General features: G+C 50.3%; 22 protein-coding genes and 2 pseudogenes. 17 read left to right on the top strand and 7 right to left on the bottom strand.

Annotated features, from left to right (window positions below):
- Positions 1–792 precede the first annotated feature (792 nt).
- Positions 793–1008 carry a hypothetical protein gene (locus Pla144_RS11565; protein ID WP_146450826.1) on the top strand — a complete coding sequence of 72 codons (216 nt, stop codon included), beginning with the start codon at positions 793–795 and terminating at the stop codon, positions 1006–1008.
- 446 nt (positions 1009–1454) lie between these two features.
- Here Pla144_RS11565 and Pla144_RS11560 read toward each other — a convergent pair whose 3' ends face one another.
- Complete coding sequence (locus tag Pla144_RS11560; protein ID WP_197530596.1) at positions 1455–1814, bottom strand: hypothetical protein; 360 nt, start codon at positions 1812–1814, stop codon at positions 1455–1457.
- A 1068-nt stretch (positions 1815–2882) separates the two neighbouring features.
- On the opposite strand from Pla144_RS11560, the gene Pla144_RS11555 reads away from it, so the two are divergent.
- Positions 2883–3290 (top strand): hypothetical protein, encoded by a 408-nt coding sequence (locus tag Pla144_RS11555; RefSeq protein WP_146450824.1) that lies wholly within the window; start codon positions 2883–2885, stop codon positions 3288–3290.
- 190 nt (positions 3291–3480) lie between these two features.
- Positions 3481–3945, top strand: a complete 465-nt coding sequence (locus Pla144_RS24585) for a hypothetical protein (RefSeq protein WP_197530595.1) — start codon at positions 3481–3483, stop codon at positions 3943–3945.
- Positions 3946–3985: 40 nt separating this feature from the next.
- Here the strand turns inward: Pla144_RS24585 and Pla144_RS11545 are convergent, their stop codons facing one another.
- Positions 3986–4357, bottom strand: a complete 372-nt coding sequence (locus Pla144_RS11545) for a response regulator (protein WP_146450823.1) — start codon at positions 4355–4357, stop codon at positions 3986–3988.
- A gap of 188 nt (positions 4358–4545) precedes the next feature.
- Here Pla144_RS11545 and Pla144_RS11540 point away from each other — a divergent pair, with 188 nt between their 5' ends.
- The 4 genes and pseudogenes from Pla144_RS11540 to Pla144_RS11530 all read left to right on the top strand — a co-directional run bounded on the left by Pla144_RS11540 (position 4546) and on the right by Pla144_RS11530 (position 11177).
- Positions 4546–5712, top strand: coding sequence for an IS4 family transposase (locus Pla144_RS11540; RefSeq protein WP_146450822.1), 1167 nt, complete (start codon positions 4546–4548; stop codon positions 5710–5712).
- Positions 5713–5747: 35 nt separating this feature from the next.
- Positions 5748–5882 (top strand): annotated as a pseudogene (locus Pla144_RS25545) (hypothetical protein); the annotation flags it as partial.
- A 205-nt stretch (positions 5883–6087) separates the two neighbouring features.
- Positions 6088–10140, top strand: a complete 4053-nt coding sequence (locus tag Pla144_RS11535) for a chemotaxis protein CheB (protein ID WP_146450821.1) — start codon at positions 6088–6090, stop codon at positions 10138–10140.
- Between the two features lie 20 nt (positions 10141–10160).
- Complete coding sequence (locus Pla144_RS11530) at positions 10161–11177, top strand: HPF/RaiA family ribosome-associated protein (RefSeq protein ID WP_146450820.1); 1017 nt, start codon at positions 10161–10163, stop codon at positions 11175–11177.
- 584 nt (positions 11178–11761) lie between these two features.
- Here Pla144_RS11530 and Pla144_RS11525 read toward each other — a convergent pair.
- Positions 11762–12259 carry a hypothetical protein gene (locus Pla144_RS11525; protein WP_146450819.1) on the bottom strand — a complete coding sequence of 166 codons (498 nt, stop codon included), beginning with the start codon at positions 12257–12259 and terminating at the stop codon, positions 11762–11764.
- Between the two features lie 439 nt (positions 12260–12698).
- Here Pla144_RS11525 and Pla144_RS11520 point away from each other — a divergent pair, with 439 nt between their 5' ends.
- The 7 genes and pseudogenes from Pla144_RS11520 to Pla144_RS11485 all read left to right on the top strand — a co-directional run bounded on the left by Pla144_RS11520 (position 12699) and on the right by Pla144_RS11485 (position 18758).
- Complete coding sequence (locus Pla144_RS11520; protein ID WP_146450818.1) at positions 12699–13157, top strand: Hsp20/alpha crystallin family protein; 459 nt, start codon at positions 12699–12701, stop codon at positions 13155–13157.
- A 78-nt stretch (positions 13158–13235) separates the two neighbouring features.
- A complete protein-coding gene (locus tag Pla144_RS11515; RefSeq protein WP_315851794.1) occupies positions 13236–13628 on the top strand; it encodes an Hsp20/alpha crystallin family protein in 393 nt (130 codons plus the stop codon).
- Between the two features lie 108 nt (positions 13629–13736).
- On the top strand, positions 13737–14213 hold the full coding sequence (locus Pla144_RS11510; protein WP_197530593.1) for an Hsp20/alpha crystallin family protein: 477 nt from the start codon (positions 13737–13739) through the stop codon (positions 14211–14213).
- A gap of 199 nt (positions 14214–14412) precedes the next feature.
- Entirely contained in the window at positions 14413–14826 is a 414-nt protein-coding gene (locus Pla144_RS11505; protein ID WP_197530592.1) for a response regulator, read from the top strand.
- Between the two features lie 59 nt (positions 14827–14885).
- Positions 14886–15851: pseudogene (locus tag Pla144_RS25380) on the top strand (sensor histidine kinase).
- 6 nt (positions 15852–15857) lie between these two features.
- The gene (locus Pla144_RS11490; RefSeq protein ID WP_146450813.1) at positions 15858–17213 is read left to right on the top strand and encodes a sigma-54-dependent transcriptional regulator; all 1356 of its coding nucleotides are present in this window, start codon (positions 15858–15860) and stop codon (positions 17211–17213) included.
- A 183-nt stretch (positions 17214–17396) separates the two neighbouring features.
- Positions 17397–18758, top strand: coding sequence for an IS5 family transposase (locus Pla144_RS11485; protein WP_146450812.1), 1362 nt, complete (start codon positions 17397–17399; stop codon positions 18756–18758).
- Positions 18759–18992: 234 nt separating this feature from the next.
- On the opposite strand, the gene Pla144_RS11480 is transcribed toward Pla144_RS11485, so the two are convergent.
- The 3 genes from Pla144_RS11480 to Pla144_RS11470 are packed head-to-tail and all read right to left on the bottom strand — an operon-like array spanning position 18993 to position 20055.
- The gene (locus Pla144_RS11480) at positions 18993–19190 is read right to left on the bottom strand and encodes a hypothetical protein (RefSeq protein ID WP_146450811.1); all 198 of its coding nucleotides are present in this window, start codon (positions 19188–19190) and stop codon (positions 18993–18995) included.
- Between the two features lie 33 nt (positions 19191–19223).
- Positions 19224–19604 carry a transposase gene (locus Pla144_RS11475; RefSeq protein WP_197530591.1) on the bottom strand — a complete coding sequence of 127 codons (381 nt, stop codon included), beginning with the start codon at positions 19602–19604 and terminating at the stop codon, positions 19224–19226.
- Between the two features lie 40 nt (positions 19605–19644).
- A complete protein-coding gene (locus Pla144_RS11470; protein WP_146450809.1) occupies positions 19645–20055 on the bottom strand; it encodes a hypothetical protein in 411 nt (136 codons plus the stop codon).
- A 147-nt stretch (positions 20056–20202) separates the two neighbouring features.
- Here Pla144_RS11470 and Pla144_RS11465 point away from each other — a divergent pair, with 147 nt between their 5' ends.
- The gene (locus Pla144_RS11465) at positions 20203–20421 is read left to right on the top strand and encodes a hypothetical protein (protein WP_146450808.1); all 219 of its coding nucleotides are present in this window, start codon (positions 20203–20205) and stop codon (positions 20419–20421) included.
- A 550-nt stretch (positions 20422–20971) separates the two neighbouring features.
- Here Pla144_RS11465 and Pla144_RS11460 read toward each other — a convergent pair.
- The gene (locus Pla144_RS11460) at positions 20972–22228 is read right to left on the bottom strand and encodes a tyrosine-type recombinase/integrase (RefSeq protein ID WP_146450807.1); all 1257 of its coding nucleotides are present in this window, start codon (positions 22226–22228) and stop codon (positions 20972–20974) included.
- 121 nt (positions 22229–22349) lie between these two features.
- Here Pla144_RS11460 and Pla144_RS11455 point away from each other — a divergent pair, with 121 nt between their 5' ends.
- Positions 22350–22541: a hypothetical protein gene (locus tag Pla144_RS11455; RefSeq protein WP_146450806.1), complete on the top strand. Its 192-nt coding sequence runs from the start codon at positions 22350–22352 to the stop codon at positions 22539–22541.
- A 16-nt stretch (positions 22542–22557) separates the two neighbouring features.
- On the top strand, positions 22558–22983 hold the full coding sequence (locus Pla144_RS11450; protein ID WP_146450805.1) for a hypothetical protein: 426 nt from the start codon (positions 22558–22560) through the stop codon (positions 22981–22983).
- The last annotated feature ends 64 nt before the right edge of the window (positions 22984–23047 follow it).

Below are 23047 nucleotides of genomic sequence, written 5' to 3'. Positions count from 1 at the left end.
TCCGCCGTTCCCGGAGTATAAAAAAGATCCTCCTGAGGAAGGCCCCGAGGGGCACAGGAGGATCCCCAATGAAAGACTGGCGTAGCCAATCCCATGTGAAGTGGGACTGTGGGGCTGGATGAAGCGATGATTCGAGAATATATCCAGAACCAGGAGAAACACGAGCGTGACCAAGAACGCGGATTATTTGACATAGACTAAACCAAGTGGCCCCTTTTAGGGGCCTTCCTCATACTACCGGCTCTGCCGGTAGTTATTGATTGGCGAACTGTCGTCGGTGAGAATCGCCTCTGCAAGTTGGTGCCTCTTTAAGTCGCATGCGGCGGTGCACATGGAGGTACCGAAAATGTTGGATTGATGCTGCATACGTCGGCCCGAAACTGCCCAGCGTCTCAGCCTGAGAAAATGTGTGTCTTTCAGGCACGCGAAACCTGTGCAAAGTAGCTTTCTCACCACGATTTTAGAGACCCATATCGACGTGGGGACAGCCGGTTCTAAATCGGTGGCAAAAAAGTTTATGAGCGGCTCGGCAGCACTCGATCGGGGATACCCATTTGAGCTTGTCTCATCTCTTAAGCGGTCGAACGTCAATAACTATATCTTGCGACTTGCTCTTCGCGAGTTGAGCATTGTGCGAAGGTTGCCAAAGGCACTATCATGAGGGTTATCTTCAGATGCAGCGGAATCAGCGCTAGGTATTGACTTGTAAATGGAGTTATACTGACGATTACAGATTTCGCAAACCGGTAATTTGCCGGTTCGGCTTGTCCACTGAACGTACACAGGAACGCCATGACCACGAAAATCGAAGAGATCTTATCTGCGAAAAACAATTCCGGCGAGAACGCCTATCTCTGGCTCAAGGCCGCCGTCGGTGACTGCATACTTTGGCCCACCCAGGACGCCAGCGAGAATGAAGACAGCGCGGATGAGATCGGCCGGTGGGAACTTACGGTCGACGAGGCGAATGCTCTGATTGAGACGGGCGAAGTCGACGAGGTTGAGTGACCTAAACGTTGCTCAGTACCGCCGAGTCATCCGCCATTCCACTGACCATGGATCAGCCCTGAACTCGGGAAATTGGCTGCTTCAAGGCGGGGCTCGGCTCAGTGTTTCAGAACTGTTGGTCTAACGACCCATCCCTGACAGGTCTACGCCAAATAAGTTCTAAAAACCTTTGCCAGACGCATTTCGACTGGGTATTCCATGTGCCATAAAAGGTGTGTCACAACGGTAAAGAGGTAGCATATGTCGCGCCTCGATGAGTTGATGAAAATCGCGAATCAAGGCCTCATCACAAGAAGGCTCTTGCGTAAACTCACAATAAGAGCAGCAAATCACTTGCCTGCTCTTGGGCTGTACGAATCGAATTAGCCTTCGAATCGCAATAGACTGTTTGCAAAGCCGGCTCACTCGCTGTACGGCAACAATAGTAGGGATTGCCAAAAAGCTTGTTATGTTTCCGCTCCTTGCATGGCGGATTTGCCTCGTCTCTGGTCGACGTCTTCGATCGCTTCGACGGCAAGCAAAAGCAAGTAGTCAAGCGCGCAGGGGCATTGTGATGTCGGTCGATTCACACAGTGAGCGCAAACGTCCTCATGGAATCGCTCGATATATGGTTCCATCCAGTTTGAATGCTCCTGATGCACGGCCTCGACAAGCTCGCGAAGGTTAACCTCTACCCCACAGCGTTTCCCTAGTGGTTGGCAAGGTGGTCCGCCGGGAGGCCGCTCGATGCATCGTGAACAAACTCGGTCGCGGATCTCGACCATGTATTCTTCCAAGTCGGTGCCTTCGTACATAATCCACCTCACTTTCTCATTTCCCATCAGTAAACGCATACCTAACAAGCAAGGCGCATGCCAATTGTTAAATTGAAGACGTAATACGTGCTCACTCCGCGGCATGGCTAGAATTTCTAACACCGAAGGCAAACACCTCAACCCGTCTCACCAAGCAAGATGTGCGGAATCGCTCAGGTATTTCGCCATGGATGGGCAGATGGATCAGAATTACATGTGGCGACGAGGAGCAGCCCGGAGGAAAAAGCATCTGCCTTTCCACTATCGAGTTTCATTCAGAGAAACAGTGGGTTTTTGGCAGTGTTAGGTGTTGATGAGTTATGGAACTCGCGAGGAGAATCGCAAACGCCTCGCGAGGTTGCCTACCGCTGGCTAGCTCCACTCGCCAGGCGCGTCGCGACTAACAAGAGAACGAATGTTGCGGATATACTGATTGAAACACAAAAAGGTCGGGGCCTGCACGAGTGCAAGACCCCGACCTTTTCTAAAATCAAACTTCCGGCCGAATTGCGACGGTGTGGAGTCGCTGGAAGAAAGGCGCGTGTCGGACAGTGCTGCGCACTGCCTTTTATTTGACGCGGGCCTATCCAAAAAATTGGTCCTCCCGACGGAATTATGACCGAGAAGTTTGGCTCCTTATCTCCGCACGGGGCGAAGCGATTATTGTTATTTGATTGCTAAAGGAAAATCGGTTGTCACGCGAAGTACTCTTCACTGCAAATGCCTCGCGAGGGATGACTTATACAGATTAATTCTACTCCGAAAAAGAGAGTTGTGGGCAAAATTCTTGTCAGCAAACGCCATACCAAATGCAAATTTGCAGGGTGCGTTTCGCATCGCTTTATCAATGAACCTGAGGGGCAAAAGGCATGCCAGAATCTCGGCCTTTGCTCCGTAAAAGCAGCGTTACTTTTGCGGAGTAGAAGGCGACTATTTCGGATATCTGCTGGCACCTATTGCGATGCACCAGATTGGACTTGCCAGTCTCCTGCGAGCCAACTACAAGTTGTCTCCGAAATAGGTCGAGACTTCTCCAGAAATGACTTTTCACTCACCCTTAGCTGCAAGCGAGGTGCAAAAATGGCTCGGAACAAGAATCTTCAGAAATCTTTGCCTGCCTCGCGCTGGTTCCGGGACGAATCCAGTTCGCTGGTGGCGGCTTTGATGATTGGTCTTTTTTGTTTCTGTATTTTGCCCACCAACGCCCAACAGTCGAGTAGCTCAAATTCTCAACAGGGGCGACAACTCTCTCTCAAGCAGCAACTCACCGTCGGCCTCAAGGCGGTCACTCCCGGTGACAAGGCATTTATCGATCTGGTCGTCTTCAGAGTCGAACAGGGTGTACTCCCCCGCACCCTGGTGAATAGCACCTTTCTCTGGGCTCGTCAAAAAGCCGATGCCAGAAGCTATTCCCGGTCCCTACGCCCCATGGTGTATTTCAAGCCCGGTCTTCTTGCCCGGACTAAGAAACTCGGCATCGAGCTATAACCTGGCTCAATCAAGCAGCCTCTGTAGAGCTGTCCATTAAAAAGGGCACTTCTGGCGACTTGTAACGTCATTATCTCGGCCTCTTGTATACCAAATGTGCTTCAGAAGCAGTAGGCATGGAGTCCAGAATCGGCTAGAATCCGCACTTCGGGTTGTTCCTCACTCCCAGCCGTCACGTCGGGTTGGCACTATGGCTAAGAAGACTGTCAAAAAGAACGTCAAGAAGAAGGTCGCTTCCAAGAAAAAAGCGGCTCCCGCGAAAAAAAAGCCCCCCAAGAAAAAGACCGTCAAGAAGAAAGTAGCAACCAAGAAGGTGGCAAAAGTAAAAAAGAAGACAACCGCTGCGACAAGCAAGACGGCCAAGTCTGCTCCCGTTAAGAAAAAGAAGGTAGTCAAGAAGAAAGCCGCTGCCAAAAAGGCAGCTCCTGAGAAGAAAAAAGTAGTCAAGAAGAAGGCCGCCGCCAAGCCACGCAGGTCTACCAAAAAGGTGGTTCGCTTAAAGGCTTTCTGGGGCGTGTTCAATCAGTCGCTTCGCCGCGTTGCATTGTTTGAGTTCAACGAGCGCAAAAAGGCCGACACCAAGGCAGCAGATTTGACCAAGAACGGAAAATCCCCCCATTTTGTGATGCCGGTCAAAGAGGCGATTGAGGTTTAGCGGTTCGAAGCAATATATCGAGTTGCGGGACGGCTAAGGATTAGCCGAGAATCGGCTCGAGCTTCTCGCGAGTCTCTGGCTTGCCGAGTTCCAATTTCCCAAATCCGCGTTCGGCTCCCAGTTCTACTGCAGCATCCTGGTGCTCGGGGAAGTTTGTGATGAGCATCACGGGCGTATCTTTCAATTCAGAATCCTCTTTGATTTTCCGCAAGATCTCGATCCCATCGGAATAATCGCGATCGAGCTTGCGATTGATGAGTACGAGATCAAACTTCGCACCGCGGAGTGCAGCCAACGTATCTTCCAGGCCATGAGTTTGTTCGATCGTGCAATCGAAGGTCTGCGTTAGAAACCGCTTGATCGAGGTAAAATCGGGGCCGCAGTTGCCCACGTCGAGTATGTGCTTGCTCATCACAAAGTTCCTTTGCAGCTATTAGCCATTAGCAGTTAGTCGTTAGCACTAGTGTCCCAACGTTTTTACGTTGATTGATTGTAACTCATTACACTTCTTTAGTTTACGCAAAACTATGACCTGTATCGATTTGAAATCGCTTTGGCCGATAATTCCTCATTTCCGACAATTCGGAATGGATTCGGTCTATGCACGCAGGTCGATTGGTGTTCTCGCAGTTGATGGAGTTTTTTCCGTGGCGCCGGTTCCAGACGTGCGTCCGCCGCTATGGTGGCGATCACAAAATCAAAACGTTTCCTTGCAGCGAACAATTGCGCGTCATGGCTTTCGCGCAGCTGACTTACCGAGAAAGTCTGCGCGACATCGAAACCTGCTTGCGTGCTGTGGGCAACAAGCTCTATCACATGGGCATTCGCAGCAGCGTGAGCCGCAACAACTTGTCGCATGCCAATCACGCTCGCGATTGGAGGATTTACGCCGACTTTGCTCAGATTCTGATCCACAAAGCACGATCGCCGTACGCGAGCGACGACTTGGGCATCGATTTGGATGCAACTGTCTACGCGTTGGACGCGTCGACAATCAATCTCTGCTTGTCGATGTTCCCCTGGGCCAGGTTTCGCCAGACCAAAGGGGCCGTCAAACTGCACACACTGTTGAATCTTCAAGGCAACATTCCCGAATTTATCTTAATTTCCGACGGAAAACTGCACGATGTGAACGTCTTGGACCACTTGGTTCCCTCGCCTGGGGCGTACTACGTCATGGATCGCGGCTATCTCGACTTCACTCGTCTCTATCAACTTCACCAAGCCAAGGCCTATTTCGTCACCCGCGCAAAGAAGAATCTCAAGTTCCAGCGACGCTACTCTCACGAAGTCCACAAACAGACCGGCGTGCAGTGCGACCAAACGATTGTCTTGGAAACGTATTATTCCTTTCAAGGGTATCCCGAGCCGCTACGAAGAATTCGTTACTACGACCAGTCCCTCGAAAAGCGTCTCGTATTTCTGACAAACAACTTCGATTTGCCAGCAACAACGATCGCAACGCTGTACAAATCACGTTGGCAAATCGAGCTATTTTTCAAATGGATCAAACAGCATCTACGAATCAAGTCGTTTTACGGCACGAGTCAGAACGCCGTGAAGGCCCAAATCTGGACCGCCGTGTCGGTGTATCTGCTAGTGGCCATCGTCAAAAATCGCCTCGGCATCAAATTATCGCTTTACACAATTCTACAGATTCTCAGCGTATCAATTTTCGAGAAAACGCCATTGGTTGAACTGAATTCACAATCTGATTATAAGTATTCACAACCCCCTTGCCCTAACCAGTTGCTATTATTCGACTAACGTTGGGACAGTAATGAGATGGCAAACAAAGTGAACAAGCAGCTCAGCATTTGGTTAATAATATAGCTAGCAGAAATTATCATCTATCAACTGGTTTCATTGGCACCAAAGATCTGATGTTGGTTCTTTCTGCCATAGGGCGCGATTTTCGAACCACAGAAGGTTTATAGATTATAATCTTTGCGGTCATTCTGGCCCACAGAGGCTACAAAATACAGTGACAAATTGGCCGAACGTCTTTTTCACGATACCATCATTGGCACAAAAATGTGACCGCAGAACATCCATTGATTGGTATCCAATTTGCTCTAATTGAAGGGGTAATCTATTTATGGGAAAAATCTATCGCCGATCCAGAACGGAGAATGATAGGCAATGCCGAACAAGGAAGTGCAACAAGAGGAAATAAATCCCCCTAGGCCAAAATTTGTAGTGGGAGTGGGTGCCTCGGCTGGCGGCCTGGAGGCATTGGAGCAACTCTTCGATCATATGCCGTCCGATACTGGTATGGCATTTGTAGTAGTCCAACATCTTTCGCCTGACTTCGAGAGTTTGATGGACGAATTGTTGGTGCGGCATACCAAGCTTCCCGTTCACACCGTCAAGGATGGAATGTTTGTCGAGGCAAATTCGATCTACTTGATACCTCCCCGGAAGGAAATGGCGATTTCATGCGGAAAGCTGCTTCTTACTGACAAGGACCCTTCCCAAGGATTGACTCTCCCGATCGACATTTTTTTTCGCTCACTAGCGAACGAATTAGGCTCGCAATCCATAGGTATCATTCTTTCGGGCACTGGAAGTGACGGGTCGAGGGGTATCCGTGAAATCTCGGAGGCCGGTGGTTTGGTTCTGGCCCAAAGTGAGGAAACGGCGAAATTTGATGGCATGCCTAAGAGTGCGGTGGAAACAGGGGTAGTTGATCTCTGCTTGTCGCCTGAGGAGATGGGACCAGCTCTGGCCGAATACGCCGTGCATCCAGTGCGTAGCGAACTGCTTGCTCAAAAGAGACTCCCTCCTATCGACGAGACATCGATGGCTAAATTACTACGCCTCCTGCGTGATGCCTATGGAATCGATTTTTCGCATTACAAGCAAAGCACGGTCCACCGTCGAATTGAGCGGCGTTTGTTGCTGAACCATACGTCTGATTTCGACTCCTATGTCGAGCAACTTGCTGCAGATACCGAGGAGTTAAATTCACTTTACCGGGACCTCTTAATAGGAGTCACTCAGTTTTTCAGGGATCGAGATGCTTTTCAAGAATTAGATCAGCAAACAATTCCCGAGTTATTACAAAAACTGAAATCCGACGAGGAAATACGCATGTGGGTCGCTGGCTGCGCCACTGGAGAGGAAGCTTATTCGCTCGCCATTCTCCTACATGAGCATTTGACTCGCTTGAATCGCCCGATTAATGCCAAGATATTTGCCACCGATGTTCACCAAGCGTCTTTGGACATCGCTGGAACCGGATGTTATGACGAAGAGAGACTAGCAGAGGTCTCACCAGAGAGGCTCAAGAATTACTTCTCACGAAAAGGGCAGCAATACCAGGTCAGTGCCGAGTTACGCCAGATGATTGTGTTCGCTCAGCACAACATCTTGAAGGACGCCCCGTTTACTCGTCTCGACTTGGTAAGCTGTCGCAATCTACTGATCTATTTCGAGCCTGCTGCCCAAAAGCGAGCATTGTCACTCTTCCATTTCGGGCTCAAAGCAAATAGCGTACTGATGCTCGGACCTAGTGAAGGTCTGGCGGGACTGGAAGAAGAGTTTTCCGTGTTGGATCGACAATGGAAGGTTTTTCGGAAAAGGCGTGATTCCAGACTTCCCGCCGACGTGCGACTTCCTATGCCTATCTCCAGCCTACCGGCACTTCAACCGACGACGGCAGCGAAGAATGCTCGACAATCCTCTCACGATGGGGCATTGCATCATGTCTACGACGCGTTGCTGGACAGTTGCGTACCGTCCGGCTTGCTGTTGAATTATGACCGAGAACTGGTCCATGTGTTTGGTGATGCCGGCAAGTATCTTCACCACTCAGCAGGAAAGAGTTCATCGGATGTGATCGATCTGCTGGAACCTGACCTCCGAACTGCTTTATCAGGTGCCTTGCAACGAGCCTCCAAACAACGCGCAACCGTATCCTATTCTGCGGTGGCCGTTTCAAATGATAGCCAGGCGGCGAAGATCAAGCTAATGGTGTATCCACTGGCGGCGCAAGGTCAAGGCATTTCGCACTTCCTGCTAACCTTCGAAACCTTGGAACAAAATGCAGGCTTGCCAGCAGAGCCTCTCAACATAGGTGAAGTTTCAAAAGAAAGAATCGCCGATCTTGAGCTGGAACTCCGAACAACGAAAGAGAATCTTCAGGCGACGATCGAAGAACTGGAAGCCAGCAATGAAGAACTTCATGCTACAAATGAAGAATTGGTCGCTTCCAATGAAGAATTGCAAAGCACCAATGAAGAGCTGCATTCAGTAAATGAAGAATTATATACCGTAAATGCTGAATACCAACGCAAAATCAGTGAGCTTACTGAGCTAACTGATGACATGGAGAACCTGCTAGCCAGCACAGATGTGGGAGTTCTCTTTTTGGATCGCGAACTGTGCATCCGAAAACTTACACCAAGAATTGCGAAAGTATTTAACACTCTAACTCAGGATGTTGGCCGGTCCTTTGAGACGTTTTCAAACAATCTTCGAGGGACGGATTTAACTAGGGATATTCGCTGGGTTCGCGATACAGGCCAGACCATTGAGAAGGAAGTACAGGATCGTTTCAACAACTGGTATCTATTGAAGGTTCTTCCCTACCAATCAACCGCAGATATTGACGGAGTCGTAGTGACTCTCATCGACATTGCTACTCTCAAGAAAGCAGAAGAAGAGTTGCGCGATCGTGAGGAAAAGCTGCAAGGGATTCTTGACCATGCCCCGGCATTCATCTATGTGAAAGATCTGGAAGGCCGGTACACCCTCGCTAATCGTCGGGCCAAGAGCGTTTTGGGGACCAAAGGTTTACAATTAGTGGGAAAAACCGATTATGAAGTGTTGCCTCGAAATGTGGCCGATCATATTGAATCTCATGACAGGCACGTCGCGACCACCGGCGAGATTCTACAAATTGAGGAGACAATACCTAAGAAGGGGAAGGGTATCACGTATTTGAGTATCAAATATCCTTTAAGAGATAAGTCCGGGAGAATATTCGCTGTGGCAGGTATTGCCACCAATATCACGAGGAGGAAAATTGCCGAAACACGAGCTCGACAAGCGGTTAAACACCGCGACCGATTCTTGGCAATGCTCTCCCACGAATTGCGCAATCCTCTCGCAGCGATCAAGAACGGAGTTGAGGTGCTTTCTCGCTTTCCTTTGGAAGATCCTACAGCACATAAAGCATCTGAGGCAATTAGCACTCAGGCAGATCAAATGACTCGCCTCATGGGCGATTTGCTGGACATCTCACGCATCACTCAGGGTAAAATTGAGTTAACAACAGAGGTAATTGATCTCTGCGAGGTAGCAAAGCGATCTGCCGCAGTTGTTCGGTCGATGATGGCCGAGCGACACCATGAATTTGTAACCGAGTTTCCCAGAACCGCAATCTATGTCGATGCTGATGCAGCTCGCCTTCAGCAGGTGCAGGTCAATTTGCTTGTGAATGCTGCTAAGTATACTCCAGGACCAGGTATTGTCAGGTTCACGATAGCTTCTGAAGACGCTATGGCCCTCATTCGTGTGAGCGATACCGGCTTAGGGATGAGCGAAGAGCTGCAGCGTCGTGCTTTTGACCCCTTCTTCCAGGCTGACAACACGCTGGGGCATAGCGAAGGAGGCATGGGCGTTGGATTGACACTTGTGCAATCACTTGTTGACCTTCACGGGGGTGACATTCAAGTATTTAGTAGCGGCCGTGGTAAAGGCAGTGAGTTTGTTGTTCGAATACCTTTAGCCACGGTTCTACCTACTGAATCGTCAAGGCATATATCTGATTGTGATGCTCCCCCCGATTTGAAGATACTGCTGGTGGAGGACAACGAGCAGCTTCGCTACACGACCCAAACACTCCTTGAACTAGACGGCTACGATGTGACTTCAGCGAGTGACGGACTTGCAGCGCTTACGGCCATGGAAATGCGTCTCCCCGACATTGCCATCATTGATATTGGACTCCCAGAATTAGACGGATACGCGGTTGCGAGACGTATTCGATTGCGCCATAGCAGTGAATCGCTTTATCTTGTGGCGCTCACCGGTTATGGCCAAGAAAGCGATAAGAAGCGAGCCCTCAAAGCAGGTTTTGATCAGCATTTGACGAAACCAATCAATATGAATGTCTTACGTAACTTATTTCGTGAGTTGGCCGATCGCCAGTCCGGGAAGAATAAAGAACCCATAGGTGAAAGTGAATGACCTCCAACTAGGGTGTTACTATGAAAGTGCAATGGACATTTCGCAGGTCTGAAACGCGGCAAGATCAATCGCAAAATTACTTGGAACAGAAACTGCCCCGTTTAAGACGCCGATTATCTCGCTTTGGGTCTGATCGCTGCCGTCTTGATCTGACCCTCTACGGCCATTCAAGTCGCAATTCATGGGAACTGCGTGCTGTGCTTACACTTTCCACGGGAAGGCTAATCGCAGTTAGTGAGAAATCTAGTATTGAACAGGTCATTGACGAAGTGATTGATGATCTTGCCAGGCAAATTCGAAGGCATAAGGCACGCGTACGCCGAGATCACCTTCTTCGACGACGGCGAAAGATCCGTCACGAGTTATTGTCGTCGTCTCCCTTTCTTGAGCAAGATGTACAACAACAACGCCAAGATGATTTCTTTGAGATGCTGTCGCCGCTCCTGGAGACGGTCCGCGACCATGCGGCATACGAATTAAGTCTTTTGGAATTGGAAGAGTTGGTTCCAAAGGCCGAATTCGACGTTGATGAGTTGATAGACGAAGTACTGCTTCTGGCATACGATAGGTTCAAACTTCGTCCGCCCGACTCGCTCATGGAGGCCTGGCTCTTAGAATTGCTGAACGAACGACTAAATGCCTTAATCTCAAGCGAACCGCCCGTATCTCTGACACCCTATGCCGAGGTCCCTGTGAGCGATGAGGACGAGGCAAACGCACTCGACTTGGAGGATGTGAATTTTTGGATGTCGCATGTGTTCGAGCGCGACGACACGGTGAGGTTAGAAGAACTAGTGCCTGACGAGGAGGTCGCGGTTTCTTTGCAAGGAATCGAGGCAGAAAAACAACAGAAAAAGCTCAAAGAATTGTTGGACAAACTCCCCAAGCGCCAACGGCAAGCACTCATGCTGCATGAAGCTTCCGGTTTCGAGATTCCAGAGATCGCAAACATTCTACAGATGCCCGAGGATATTGTTTACCCAATGATTGATCAAGCACGTTCTACTTTGCGCAGGAATCTCGCTGACTTGAGGTAACACGAGCTATTCGATTAAGATCACAGCGAATTGAAGCCATTTCACGTTTCTTCATCCGTGGCAAAAATAACTTCCAAGAGATTACTTGATAAACTGTTGACGCCTCTCAGTACTGGTATCCCAACTCATATAGAGTAGGATAGCTGCCGAGAAGAGGAGTCCAAAGTCAAACATTTGGCTTGCATTATAAAAGGGAATGCCAAGAAGCAGGTCAAAGACAGCAAACATGAGTAGAGTTACCCCAGTCAAGTATCCCCAGAAAAGAAATAAACCGGGTGGTGTGATTTCGAAGCTTGGCTCCCTGTCCCGTTGACTTTCTACTGTCGGCAGCGCGGAAACGCGATTTGCTGACAGCGAAACCTTCAGTCCTCGCCGTTGAATCTTTTCTGCTGGCCTTAAGGGATGACTGCTTTGCGCAGCAGAATCTCGCTTGTTGCCTACTCTGCGCTGCGTTTTTTTGGACTGCCTGATGTCGGGCTGATCGCGAGGCTTCGGGCTGTTTTGGGGCTCGCCCTTTCTCCTAGCAGTATACGAGCTCTTTAGCATTTTACTAGCCATTAGACACCTCACTTTCTTTCCAATTACTAATCACAATGCCCTATATCTACTTGAAAAGCCTCGTAGAGCAGTTCGGTCTCTTTGGACTGAACGTGTTTGAGAGCTGTAATTAACCAACCCAATCGTTGTCGAATGTCTGCGACATCATCCTCTGTATTCTCAGCTGGCTTGGAAAAACAGGCTTGTAGCGACTCGACGTGATTTTCTAAATCGGCATATTCGGCACGGATGCGTCTTACTTTCGATTCGAGTCGAGGAGACTCAGTGACGACCTCTGACATCAGGCTTTCCTCGCTATTGGCAGAATTGCATGTGTCACTTAGAGAGGTCTGCAAAACGACGAGCGTATCATGCACATGTTGATGCCATAAATCTTCTCGATGCCACGAAGCCGCTGCCAGGGCATTTTCCAATTCCCGAGTCGCCACAACCATCCGAGTCCTTGCTTCACGTGCAACTTGGGTTTGATCGGCAAGCTGAGAAGTCGCTTCGATCCCAGGCTGGCCAACTCTTGCGACAGTCATTGATTTATCCCCTCCATCAAGGAATTATTACTCTAGACAGTCAATCACACGTTTTCGGGTCAACATTATCCCCTGAACTAGACTTTCGCAAAAACCGTGCCGGGCTTCTGCTCGAATTTGATATCTCCTCTGTTTTCCCATATTGAGATCGATAATGTCTCAATCAAATCGGACAAAAAGGCCGACGACATCGCGGTCTCTTCAGGTCAAAATGACTTGTATAGGTCCAATAAAGTACGGCAACTCAATGACGCGTTGCAGATTCCGCGGAACAATTCGCTATGGAAGTTGTATGCCCTGATGACTGCGCCAAGTCATGTTTTTGGCACGTCCCTTGCAATAGTTTACGAGCGCAGGCATGAAAGCGAATCTTAGGAGTGGAAATCATCAGCAACTGTTTCTTTACTTTGTTAAGCGGCACTCGCGTAGGAGGAGAAAAATGTTAGCGACACGCTGGAGTCCTTGGAATGATTGGACTGAAATGCAGTCACAGATGGGGCGATTGCAGAATCAAATGAACAGCCTTTTCGGGAGATATGGAACGGCAAATGGAAGTTCCTTTGCTCCCCGTAGCTATCCTGCCCTCAATGTGTGGGAGAACGATGAACAACTGCTTGTTGAGGCTGAATTACCTGGGATGGAGCTGAGCGATATGGAGATCTATGTCAATGGCGGTAATCAACTATCGCTCAAGGGTGAGAGGAAAGTACCATCAAGTGAGGAAGGGACCTGGCACCGCAGGGAACGCGGCTATGGAAAGTTTGCCCGTGTGATTGAATTGCCTCACTTGGTGGACCCTGACAAAGTACAGGCTAGCTTCAAACATGGAGTGCTTACGATCAAGCTCCCAAAGCAAGAGGCAAGTAAACCTCGCAAAATCCAAGTCAAGGCTGAATAGTGCATACCTTCGTTCGCGGTTCCGGGCAATCTGCTGGAATTAACGAACCTAGGATCGAAAATGGGAAGGAGCAATAAAATGGCTGAGATGGTGAAACAAGAAACAGGGGGCAATGTGGCCCAAGCAGAACATACCCGAGATAACCCTATGTTCACCCCACGGTTTGACATTTTTGAGAGGGACGACGAACTAATTCTCTGGGGTGACTTACCCGGTGTAACTACCGAGAATCTTCATATCGACTTTGAGAAGAATGAATTGACGATTCGCGGTTGCGTGGCACCGCGGCAAGAAGGAGCCCAATATCTTCTTGGCGAGTACGGTATAGGTGACTTCTATCGCACGTTTGCCATTGGCGAGGCAATTGATACAGAGAAGATTTCCGCAGAGTTAAAAAATGGCGTTCTCACCTTGCATTTGCCCAAAACGGAAGCCGTCAAACCACGAAAGATCGCTGTTAAGGCGGGTTAGATTCAACACATGCGAGAAGAACTTCAGTGGTGCTGCCTGCTGACCGTTGGGCCGGAAGTCACTGTTCCCCTACCAATTTATTTAATGCAGCAGATAAGGAGATTAGCAATGTTCAACTTAATTCCCTGGAAGAAGCAGCATGAGGAATCAAGCTCTTCAACAGCTCTTGGTGCCCCATTCGAAAATCGATTGGCTCAATTTCGCGACGAGTTCAATTCCCTTATTGACAAATTCTGGTCGGGTAACATAGGTGAGCATTTTAGTTCACTGAATTGGGGAGTTGATTTTGATGAAAATGATACTGAGTACGTTGTACGTGCTGAAGCGCCAGGTTTCGAGGCCAATGATTTCGATGTCCAAATTCGTGGAAACAATTTGGTTGTGAGTGCTGAGCACAACGAAGAGCAATCAAATGGCAAGAACGGGTCGATATACCACTACGGAAAGTTCCAGCGGTCGATGCCTCTGCCGCATGGAGTAAAAGCAGATAATATCTCGGCTCGCTATCACAGCGGCGTGCTCGAATTGCATGTACCCAAGGGAGAAGAAGCGAAGGGGAAGCGAATTCCCGTCGAAGCGAAGTAATCTGCTGTCCAGTGGATTGTACTGCCTAATGAGTTGAGAATGAAGGACATGCAATAGCGGATCACTGCCGAAACGACTGCAAGCTAAATCCGGCTTGCAGTTGGTGCTGTCAGTCATCACGTTGATCTACTGCGTAGTTCGTCGTACTCAAGGTAGATGCTCCTACCAGATAATGGAGAACCGAAGAATGAGTGCTGGGATGATAGCTGTTATTGATGACAACGAATCGTGGATTGAAGCAGTTAAAGACGTGCTCGCCAATGAAGGATTTGAAGTATGTTCAGCAACCAATGAGGACCAAGCCATCGAAATCTTGGATACAGTACGCCCCCAGTTGATCATATTGGATGTCCACATTCCTGGTGCGAGAGGATTGCGGTTAATATCAGATTTCCGTGGCCGCGATCGGACAACTCCGATTCTGGTAGTGAGCAGCGATGATCGATCACTCGTTCGTAATCAGGCTATGAGTAACGGAGCCTCTGGTTTTCTCCAAAAACCCATTCCTTCGCAAATTCTTCTTCGAGCTGTTCGGCGCTATGTTCAGCCCGGTTCTGGTGAACAGGGGGATTCCTTGTCGCCCTGCTCTCGGCTGAATCCGTCAGTAAACTAGCTGCGATTGTTTGTTTTCACCACTGGAGAAGATCGATCTAACTACCCTAGAATATAGGTATGATCCGATCATTTAGAGGACCTATCATTGCATTACTAACAGCAGCTTTAGCTGTTGTACTCCTTTCGCGTATAGTATCCACCCTCTGGATTTTTCGTGCCCTACCTGAAGAAATAGCTCGAAGTGTTATTCCGGGATTGTGGTACAACTTCTTCTTCGAGCTGATGGTTTTTGTGGGTATCTCTCTTGCCTTAAGGTGGCTCATTGGTCGTGACCGCAAGGATCGATCTGAAAAAGCACGTTTGGATCATCTTGCCGAGGTTGCAACGATGTCAGGAGGATTTGCCCATGAGGCCAGAAACCTTTTACATGCCTTGCAAACCCGCATAGAACTCTTACGAAAAAGTGCCGCTGACGACGCGAAGAGTTTAGAGCGAGTCAATAAGCTTGATGAACTCGCCATGGATATGGAACAGCTCTTTACCGATTTTCTTTCCCTCGCCAGACCGGCAAATGACCATCTGGAGGAAAGCAATGTAACTAATCTTGTGAACCAAGTAATTGAATTCGAGGATCTTGAACTTGAGCGTTCCGGAGTAAAGATTGTTCGTGAATTCGATTCCAAAGTGCCTCAAGTACTGGTTGATCGGGGGAAATTCAAGCGGGCTTTATTGAATCTGATTGTCAACGCTCGTCATGCGTTGCCGGAGGGGGGCACGCTCTGGGTGAGAACAAGTGCTTATGGTAAACAAGTACGCATTGAGGTCGAGGATAACGGTTGTGGTATTCCTCTCGAAGATCAACCACGCATTTTTTAGACGTATTTCACGACCAAGTCGGGTGGAACAGGATTGGGTCTGGCAATTGCGAGGCGGACTATCGAGGATTTTGGCGGGAATATATCCTTCACATCCAGACCTCAGGAGGGTACGACGTTTGTGATTCTTCTGCCAAGTGTTGGCCAACATCGTGAGACAGTGAAGCGTATCTTCAAGGAACTTGCCTTGCAAAAGGCTACGAGGTAATTGATTATGACGCTGGACTCTATTGGCCGGATACTGCTTGTGGACGACGATCGCCAAAGCCGAGACGCCATGGAAGAATGGTTGGAGGATGATGGTTTCGATGTCATTGCTGTAGAAGATGGTAAACAGGCTCTCGCTCATCTTCATGATGGCATCTCGGTCATCGTTACCGATCTGAAAATGCCACGCACCAATGGATTAGAGCTGCTCAAACTGACTAAGCAGAAGTCCCCTCATGCTACAGTAATTCTCATTACAGGTCATGGCACCGCCGAATCGGCTGTCGAGGCCTTAAAGGAAGGGGCGTTCGATTATCTTATCAAGCCCGTCAAGCCTCAAGAGTTGGTGCATCGCATTCGTATGGCACTCGAAAAGCAATCAATGGCCAAAGAGATTGCTCAACTACACCGTCAACTGAATGCTGGCAACGGCTTGGCGAATATGATTGGCCAATGTCCAGCAATGCGACAGATTTTTGAGAAGATCCAATTGGTCGCCGACACCAACAGTACTGTACTCATCATTGGTGAAAGTGGCACTGGCAAAGAATTGGTAGCGCGGGCGGTTCATGCCAATAGTACACGGCGAAAGAACCCCTTCTTGCCTGTCAATTGTGCAGCTATTCCCGAGACGCTTATCGAGAGCGAACTCTTCGGCCACGAGAAAGGAGCCTTCACCGGCGCCAGCACGAAACGCGAAGGGCTATTTCAGGCTGCACAGGGAGGAACTCTATTTGTCGATGAAATCGGCGAAATGCAACTCGGTTTACAAAGCAAGCTCCTGCGGGCCATCGAGAACAAGAAAGTCATGCTCGTTGGAAGTACGCGGGAAATTGACGTCGATGTCCGTTTGGTAGCCGCAACCAATCGAGATCTAGCCAAATGCGTCGAGCAAGGGAACTTTCGCGAGGACCTATACTATCGACTCAAGGTAATTGAACTTCGCCTGCCGCCTCTGCGAGAACGCCGAGAAGATATCCCCCTCCTAGTCCGTTACTTTATCGACCAGCTTGCGAAAGAGAATAATCGATCTGTCAAAGATATATCGAATGAAGCGTTTGAGGCTCTAAAAGCATACGACTGGCCAGGCAATGTTCGAGAACTCAGGAATACTCTGGAAAGTATCATCGTGCTTTGCCTCCGGCACGAAATCGAACTTAGTGATCTACCGCCTCACATTAGTGGTGCAAAAACTGTGCAAGCGGTGATTCAGCCAGGAATGACCATGGCAGATATAGAGAAGGAAGCGATTCGACGAGCCTTGGAACAATTTGATAGCCATCGTGCTCAAACTGCCAACTGCTTAGGTATCAGTGTTCGCACGCTACATCGGAAAATTAAGGATTATGGGCTGGAGGCGTAAACTATGCATGATTTCTTCGAGCGTGAATGGAAAGACCTGCGTGAACGAACTCGGCAAACCGCAGATTATCTTGTCGTCCCTCTCAAAATCTTTTTGTTGCTTGAAATAGGGGATGCAAGGACATCGAGATCGCGCTAAAATTTGCCAGGTTTTGATCCGTTTGGTCTCAGAAGCTGGCAAAAAATGAAACCGAAAAAGTCGACTCCCCAGCGTCAACTCTTTGGCGCCCACTTGAGCGAACTCTTGAATCCTGAGCACCCGCTCTACATCCTGTCCCAGCAGATCGATTGGCAGCAATTCGATGTGGCCATCGACTCGTGCTACGCCGAGGAACTTGGTCGCCCCGGTGTCAACACGCGTCTGATGGTGGGGCTGATGTATCTCAAGCACACTTTTAACGAAAGCGATGAATCGGTCGTCGCCCGTTGGGTGGAGAATCCGTATTGGCAATACTTCTGTGGTTGCCAGTACATGCAGCACGAACCACCGGTCGATTCGTCGATGATGAGCAAGTGGCGTAAGCGGGTGGGTGCTGAGCGACTGGAAAAGCTCCTGGCAGCAACAATCCAGGCAGCCCTCTCCATGAAAGCCATGAAGCCCCACGAGCTGGCGCAGGTGAATGTCGATACGACCGTCCAAGAGAAGGCAATTGCCTTCCCCACCGATGCCCGGCTGTACCACAAGATGCGTATCGCCTTGATTCGTCAGGCAAAGCGACTGAACCTTCCAATACGGCAAAGCTACCGTTTTGTCGGGAAAAAGACGCTGTTTATGCAAAGCCGTTATGCGCATGCTCGGCAGATGAAGCGGGCCGCCAAAATGACCCGCAAACTGAAAACGCTGCTCGGTCGAGTGGTCCGGGACATTGAACGCAAGGCACGTAAAACAAGAGGACAAATCGCCGATGAGCCCTTGCGAGAACTCCTGGCCCTGGCACATCGTCTCCTGGAACAGACCCGCGATAGCAAGCACAAGCTGTACAGCGTACATGCCCCCGAGGTGGAGTGTATTGCCAAAGGCAAGGCCCACAAGCGTTACGAGTTTGGCTGCAAGGCCAGCGTGGCGACCACCAGCAAGAGCAATTGGATCGTTGGTGCGCACGCCCTGCATGGCAATCCGTACGACGGCCACACCCTGCAGGGTACCATCACACAGATCGAACGATTGACAGGGACATCGCCTGGCGACGTGGTAGTGGATCAAGGCTACCGTGGCCACAACTACACGGGCAGCGCTATGGTGCATGTGGTGCGCACCATTCCCAAGAAAGCAACGCGCACGTTCCGCAGCATGTTGAAACGTCGCGCGGCGATCGAGCCGACCATTGGTCACCTCAAGAGCGACAACCGACTGTGTCGCAACTATCTGACGGGTAAAACGGGCGACCAAATCAACACACTATTGGCCGCCGCGGGCTACAATCTGCGTAAGCTGCTGCGCTGGATAGTTTTTTCGCCAGTTTTCGTGCTCATCCTGCGATTCAAAGTGATAGTTCGCCTCACTATCGACCGCCTGAACGCATCGAGCCACCGGGCGCCTACCTGAAATTGCTTACCCAGATTAATGAGCGAAAGCTGACAGAGAGTTTATCAGGGAGGACTATCTTGCCACTAAAGGAGGCAATGGCCAACTGGACTTTGCCGCTGCTGTAAAAGAGTTTTCTGCACAAGAAGCTCCCCAAAGATACGAGCAACTCCTCGAACGATATCGGCAAGCTGCCCAACTAGCAGTTCAATGGCAAGAAAAGATCCACTCTGGAAAAGACAGCTAATCAATTAGTCAGACAGCACCGTGCAAATCATCGAGTGGATCAGGTATCAATTGCATGGCATCAAAAGCATCTTCGTAGGACGAAAATGGTCCTGCATCAATAAGCACTCCTGCATTGGCAACTGCGACTTGTTCGCCAGTTTGACCCTCTTCAACTTTTGCTACGACTAATCCGTCGTCGTTATCGATAATCACAAAAGCAGACATGATTCTCTCCTTACGTGTTAGTCTCGTCAACGTTTATTTGTAGCGGTATCCGCAATGTCGGAGGTAGTTTCGGCATTCATGTTCGGTGAATAGATCGAGAACTCTTCCACAGAGTTCGGTTAGTTTTTCTATGGTACGTTGGGCTCCATCCCGTAAGAGCTTTTTGAACTTGCTGAATGCCAACTCGATGGGATTGAGATCCGGCGAGTAGGGTGGCAAGTAACGCACTTCAGCACCCACGGCTGCGATCGCCTCGACAACTCCCTTCACCTTGTGGCTGGAGAGATTGTCCATCACGACCACGTCCCCCTGCTTCAACGTGGGAACAAGGTGTTGTTCTACCCAGGCTAAGAAGATACGGCCGTTGATTGCCCCTTCAACACACAAAGGTGCTACAAAACCGGTAGAACGCATGGCTCCCATGACCAGCAGACATCATCTACTTCTACGCGTGCTAGCGATGGATTCGTTCGCTAATTCGGCCCAGATAATTTGGCGGCATCGCTAGCACTGCATAACCAATGCGATCGCGCCACAGGAGAACCAGCAACTCGCTTAAACTAGCGACATTCGATGGACCACCCGCTCTCACGAACGGCCAGCCCGAATTGATGGAGGTGAGGATGACCTCTGCAGCGACGGTATCAAATTGACGGCGCCCGCGTCGTTGGCATCCGAGCTCCAGACTGGCTCTGCCCAAACGACAAATGAGGGCGTGTTCTCTGCACGCAACCCGGTTGCCGTAACCCGCACAAGAGACGCCGCCGCTAGTTGGAGAGCTTGCCGTATCTAGCGTCGGCGTGCCAAACCCCGGAACTTGGGCGTAGCTACCCACCAACGCCAGCAAACCACTTGGGGCCACCATTGACCCTCTGAACACAAGATGGCGGCAGACAGCAACCAAGGTCTTGTAGGGTACTTGCGTATATGCATCTTGGCTCTCTCACCCCGGGAGCGAAATGCCATGAACAGCAATAACGGGTCCTGTGCTTATCTCGAAAGGGAAACACCCATGCCACTATCTAAAGAGATGCGGGCCTATCTGGCCAGCCGTTACGACTGCGACCCGCACAAGGAAATCCTATTCGATGGGGACGCGGTTTCCGTTATTGCCATGCTGTCGGACGGCAACGAACCCGAGCAGTTATTTGCAGGCTACCTTGCCGACATTGAACGCGACATGCACAGGGACCTCGGCACCGAGTTGCCTAACGAATTGGGGGCGACCTGAAAGGAAGTTTTCCAACAGGACGCCATTACCTACGTCGTGAGTCTGAGCCTGAAGATGTTGGAACAGCCAATTTCGCAATTGGCACTAATCTAGCCTATCTTAACACCGAAAATGGGACTCGCGGTTTTGCAGTGGATAACTAGGTACTTCAAACCGATTCTGGGGGGGCGGATGGTAAAAAAACCAAGGCGGTGGGCCCCCCTGAGCCACAAGGTGTCTTTCAACCCATTCGAGCTGACTGAGTTTCGATGGGCTGGCCTGCTCATTTCAGACTTTATTTGGTTGAGCCGCCCAACTAGCAATGGCCTACAAGCTCTTCTGACGCATCTCATGCCGAAGGAATAGATTTACCACCGCATGTGATCCACGAGCGTTACACGTGAACTGAGAGGCCTTAGGCAGGCCTTGGACTCTAATCGCTAAGTGGTCAATCATCTCTACAAGTAATAGGGTATTGCAATCAATTGCATTTCATCGCGTTCAGATGCACTGATCAAAGAAAGCCCCGGCCAGTGGATGGTGGTGCCACTGGCCGGGGTACTTGCACTGACTATCCTCTCCTGCGGGCATATTCCAAGGCCTTGGCGAAGTCTCGCTCTGCGTAGACCTGGGTGACGTTTGCCGAACTGTGCCCTAGGACTACCTGAGCCGCTTCCAGGCCAAATTCCCGCCTGATCTCTGTGGCTGCAGCATGACGGAGTTGGTTGGGTGACCAATGATGGTCCGACTGCCAATTCTTCAGCTCCGCGACCTGGGCGTCGGTCATATCCTTCCGGACCTTGCTCCCAAGTTCGGGGTGAGGGAAGGCCTTGTCGCAGGCACGATGAATGGCACGTCGATAGCTGCAGGAGTCGTACTGGTCGCCTGCGGTCCGCTTAGGTTTGGGCTTGCCATTTTTGCCGGGGCGATTGCCACAGTTCAACGGCGTTTTCCTGTCGGAGTGCTTCAGAGCCCGCCGCTTTTGCTCACTATCACAAGGGCGAAAACAAAACGTCTGAGGATCCCTAGCCAAGTAACGAAGCAAAATTCCCTGTGAATTGGGGCCAAGTGTCACCACGCGGTCTCGACCGTGATGCTCAGTTTTGTGAGATCCTGGTCGGTAGAGCCAAATGTCACTGGCTCGATCAAGGTCGCACGGGCGGAGGATGCAGACCTCGGCCGGACGCATAGCGGTGATTCGCTGAAGCCGGACCATATCGGCCACTACCTCGGGAAGACAGGGCAGGGTGGCTTCCACGATGGCATCGTCCACCGGCAGGATCGCCTCCGTTTCGCGGGCACCTGATCGTCCCTTGCGGAGTCCTGAGACCGCGAAAAGAGCCTGAGCAACCGAGGAAGGAACGAGTTCTTCAGCAACCGCCCACTTGAACATCCGCTTGATGCGGTCGATGTGGTCGTTGATATAGCGTCGACTGAGACCCTCCTCGACCATGCGTTCCCGTACCGCTTTGAGAGCCAGTGGTCCAAACTCCACGGCTGGTTGCTTGCCGTACCACTCCCGGAGATACCTTAGTGAGCACTTTAGGGCAGGTATGACGTTGGTGTTACGGCCATTCTTGCGATAGTAGCCTTTGGCGAACTGTAAGTAGCGGGTACAAAGTTCAACGACCGTGGTCTCACCAGTCGGCCCATGCAGTGAATTGCGTCCACTGGCAAGCCATTCTCCGATTAGTCGGTCATATTCGAGCTTGCTGGCTTTGGTGCTATGGGGACCGAGATAGAAATCTCGACCGTTGAGAGTAACCACCGCTTGGCCACTGCCACGGTGTTTGCGGTACTTAGGAAGATGATTGCTTGGCCACGGCATAGTACAGGTCTCCTTCGCTTTTGGCACAAACGGTAATTACCGTTTGTGAAGCATGGGGAAAGCCGCACTGCCGACCATCGGCAAGTAACAGAAACTCTTGATTCGGCAGGGTTTACGTCAAGTGGGCGACACAAGATTCGAACAGCATCAGCTTTCACCGGGAAAAGCAATACTTTCTGATGAAGTGCAGGCTCAGGTGCAAGTAAATTCGCGAATTTCCGATCCAGAACTGGCAATTCTGACAGATGCTTGGCCGACCCTCAGCGAGGCCACCAAGGCGAGCATTATGTCCTTCATCGAAGACACCGTTTAAACGGCAAGGAAAACGGATGGATATTCAAACAGGCGACCGTGGGCGGGATGGAAAGTTCACCAAAGGCAATCCTGGTGGACCGGGCAGACCTCGCAAGGAACGAGAAGCGTACTACATGAAGGCCTTCTGCCATGCTCTTGGTCCTGGTGCGCTGGCTGAGATCGTCGATGCGATGCGGGAAAAAGCCTTGGGCGGTTCCGTGGCGGCTGCCCGGTTGCTCATGGAATTTGCGATGGGCAAGCCCCTCATGCAACTTGAAGTTTCAGCCTCGGAGGGGGAAGAATTCCGCGTCGCTGGTATGTCGCCTGGGACGATGCAGCAGAAGTACCTCAATCGGCTGCTTGAGAAGATTCAGGAACGGCTGGATTACGAAAAGACTCTGGAAGCCCAAGGTTATCAAGTGAATTTCTCGCACGGTGTTGATGAAGACAGCGGCAAGTAGCAAGTGCCCGGGCATTGGTCCCCCGTGTCCAGTTGGCTGTTCCAAGCAAACGATCATGGGCAGC

It is taken from the genome of Bythopirellula polymerisocia (assembly GCF_007860015.1).
GTDB classification, from domain to species: domain Bacteria; phylum Planctomycetota; class Planctomycetia; order Pirellulales; family Lacipirellulaceae; genus Bythopirellula; species Bythopirellula polymerisocia.
Note: the sequence above shows the minus strand (reverse complement) of the source record. Positions and strands in the feature narration are given on the sequence as shown.

What these genes read in the sequence shown, in the direction of transcription:
- Pla144_RS11535 (WP_146450821.1), top strand. Translation starts at nt 6,088, where the DNA reads ATGCCGAACAAGGAAGTGCAACAAGAGGAAATAAATCCCCCTAGGCCA.
- Pla144_RS11520 (WP_146450818.1), top strand. Translation starts at nt 12,699, where the DNA reads ATGTTAGCGACACGCTGGAGTCCTTGGAATGATTGGACTGAAATGCAG.
- Pla144_RS11515 (WP_315851794.1), top strand. Translation starts at nt 13,236, where the DNA reads ATGGCTGAGATGGTGAAACAAGAAACAGGGGGCAATGTGGCCCAAGCA.
- Pla144_RS11545 (WP_146450823.1), bottom strand. Translation starts at nt 4,357, where the DNA reads ATGAGCAAGCACATACTCGACGTGGGCAACTGCGGCCCCGATTTTACC.
- Pla144_RS11490 (WP_146450813.1), top strand. Translation starts at nt 15,858, where the DNA reads ATGACGCTGGACTCTATTGGCCGGATACTGCTTGTGGACGACGATCGC.
- Pla144_RS11555 (WP_146450824.1), top strand. Translation starts at nt 2,883, where the DNA reads ATGGCTCGGAACAAGAATCTTCAGAAATCTTTGCCTGCCTCGCGCTGG.
- Pla144_RS11465 (WP_146450808.1), top strand. Translation starts at nt 20,203, where the DNA reads ATGCCACTATCTAAAGAGATGCGGGCCTATCTGGCCAGCCGTTACGAC.
- Pla144_RS11480 (WP_146450811.1), bottom strand. Translation starts at nt 19,190, where the DNA reads ATGTCTGCTTTTGTGATTATCGATAACGACGACGGATTAGTCGTAGCA.
- Pla144_RS11565 (WP_146450826.1), top strand. Translation starts at nt 793, where the DNA reads ATGACCACGAAAATCGAAGAGATCTTATCTGCGAAAAACAATTCCGGC.
- Pla144_RS11485 (WP_146450812.1), top strand. Translation starts at nt 17,397, where the DNA reads ATGAAACCGAAAAAGTCGACTCCCCAGCGTCAACTCTTTGGCGCCCAC.
- Pla144_RS11510 (WP_197530593.1), top strand. Translation starts at nt 13,737, where the DNA reads ATGTTCAACTTAATTCCCTGGAAGAAGCAGCATGAGGAATCAAGCTCT.
- Pla144_RS11475 (WP_197530591.1), bottom strand. Translation starts at nt 19,604, where the DNA reads ATGCGTTCTACCGGTTTTGTAGCACCTTTGTGTGTTGAAGGGGCAATC.
- Pla144_RS11470 (WP_146450809.1), bottom strand. Translation starts at nt 20,055, where the DNA reads ATGGTGGCCCCAAGTGGTTTGCTGGCGTTGGTGGGTAGCTACGCCCAA.
- Pla144_RS24585 (WP_197530595.1), top strand. Translation starts at nt 3,481, where the DNA reads ATGGCTAAGAAGACTGTCAAAAAGAACGTCAAGAAGAAGGTCGCTTCC.
- Pla144_RS11525 (WP_146450819.1), bottom strand. Translation starts at nt 12,259, where the DNA reads ATGACTGTCGCAAGAGTTGGCCAGCCTGGGATCGAAGCGACTTCTCAG.
- Pla144_RS11540 (WP_146450822.1), top strand. Translation starts at nt 4,546, where the DNA reads ATGCACGCAGGTCGATTGGTGTTCTCGCAGTTGATGGAGTTTTTTCCG.
- Pla144_RS11450 (WP_146450805.1), top strand. Translation starts at nt 22,558, where the DNA reads ATGGATATTCAAACAGGCGACCGTGGGCGGGATGGAAAGTTCACCAAA.
- Pla144_RS11530 (WP_146450820.1), top strand. Translation starts at nt 10,161, where the DNA reads ATGAAAGTGCAATGGACATTTCGCAGGTCTGAAACGCGGCAAGATCAA.
- Pla144_RS11460 (WP_146450807.1), bottom strand. Translation starts at nt 22,228, where the DNA reads ATGCCGTGGCCAAGCAATCATCTTCCTAAGTACCGCAAACACCGTGGC.
- Pla144_RS11505 (WP_197530592.1), top strand. Translation starts at nt 14,413, where the DNA reads ATGATAGCTGTTATTGATGACAACGAATCGTGGATTGAAGCAGTTAAA.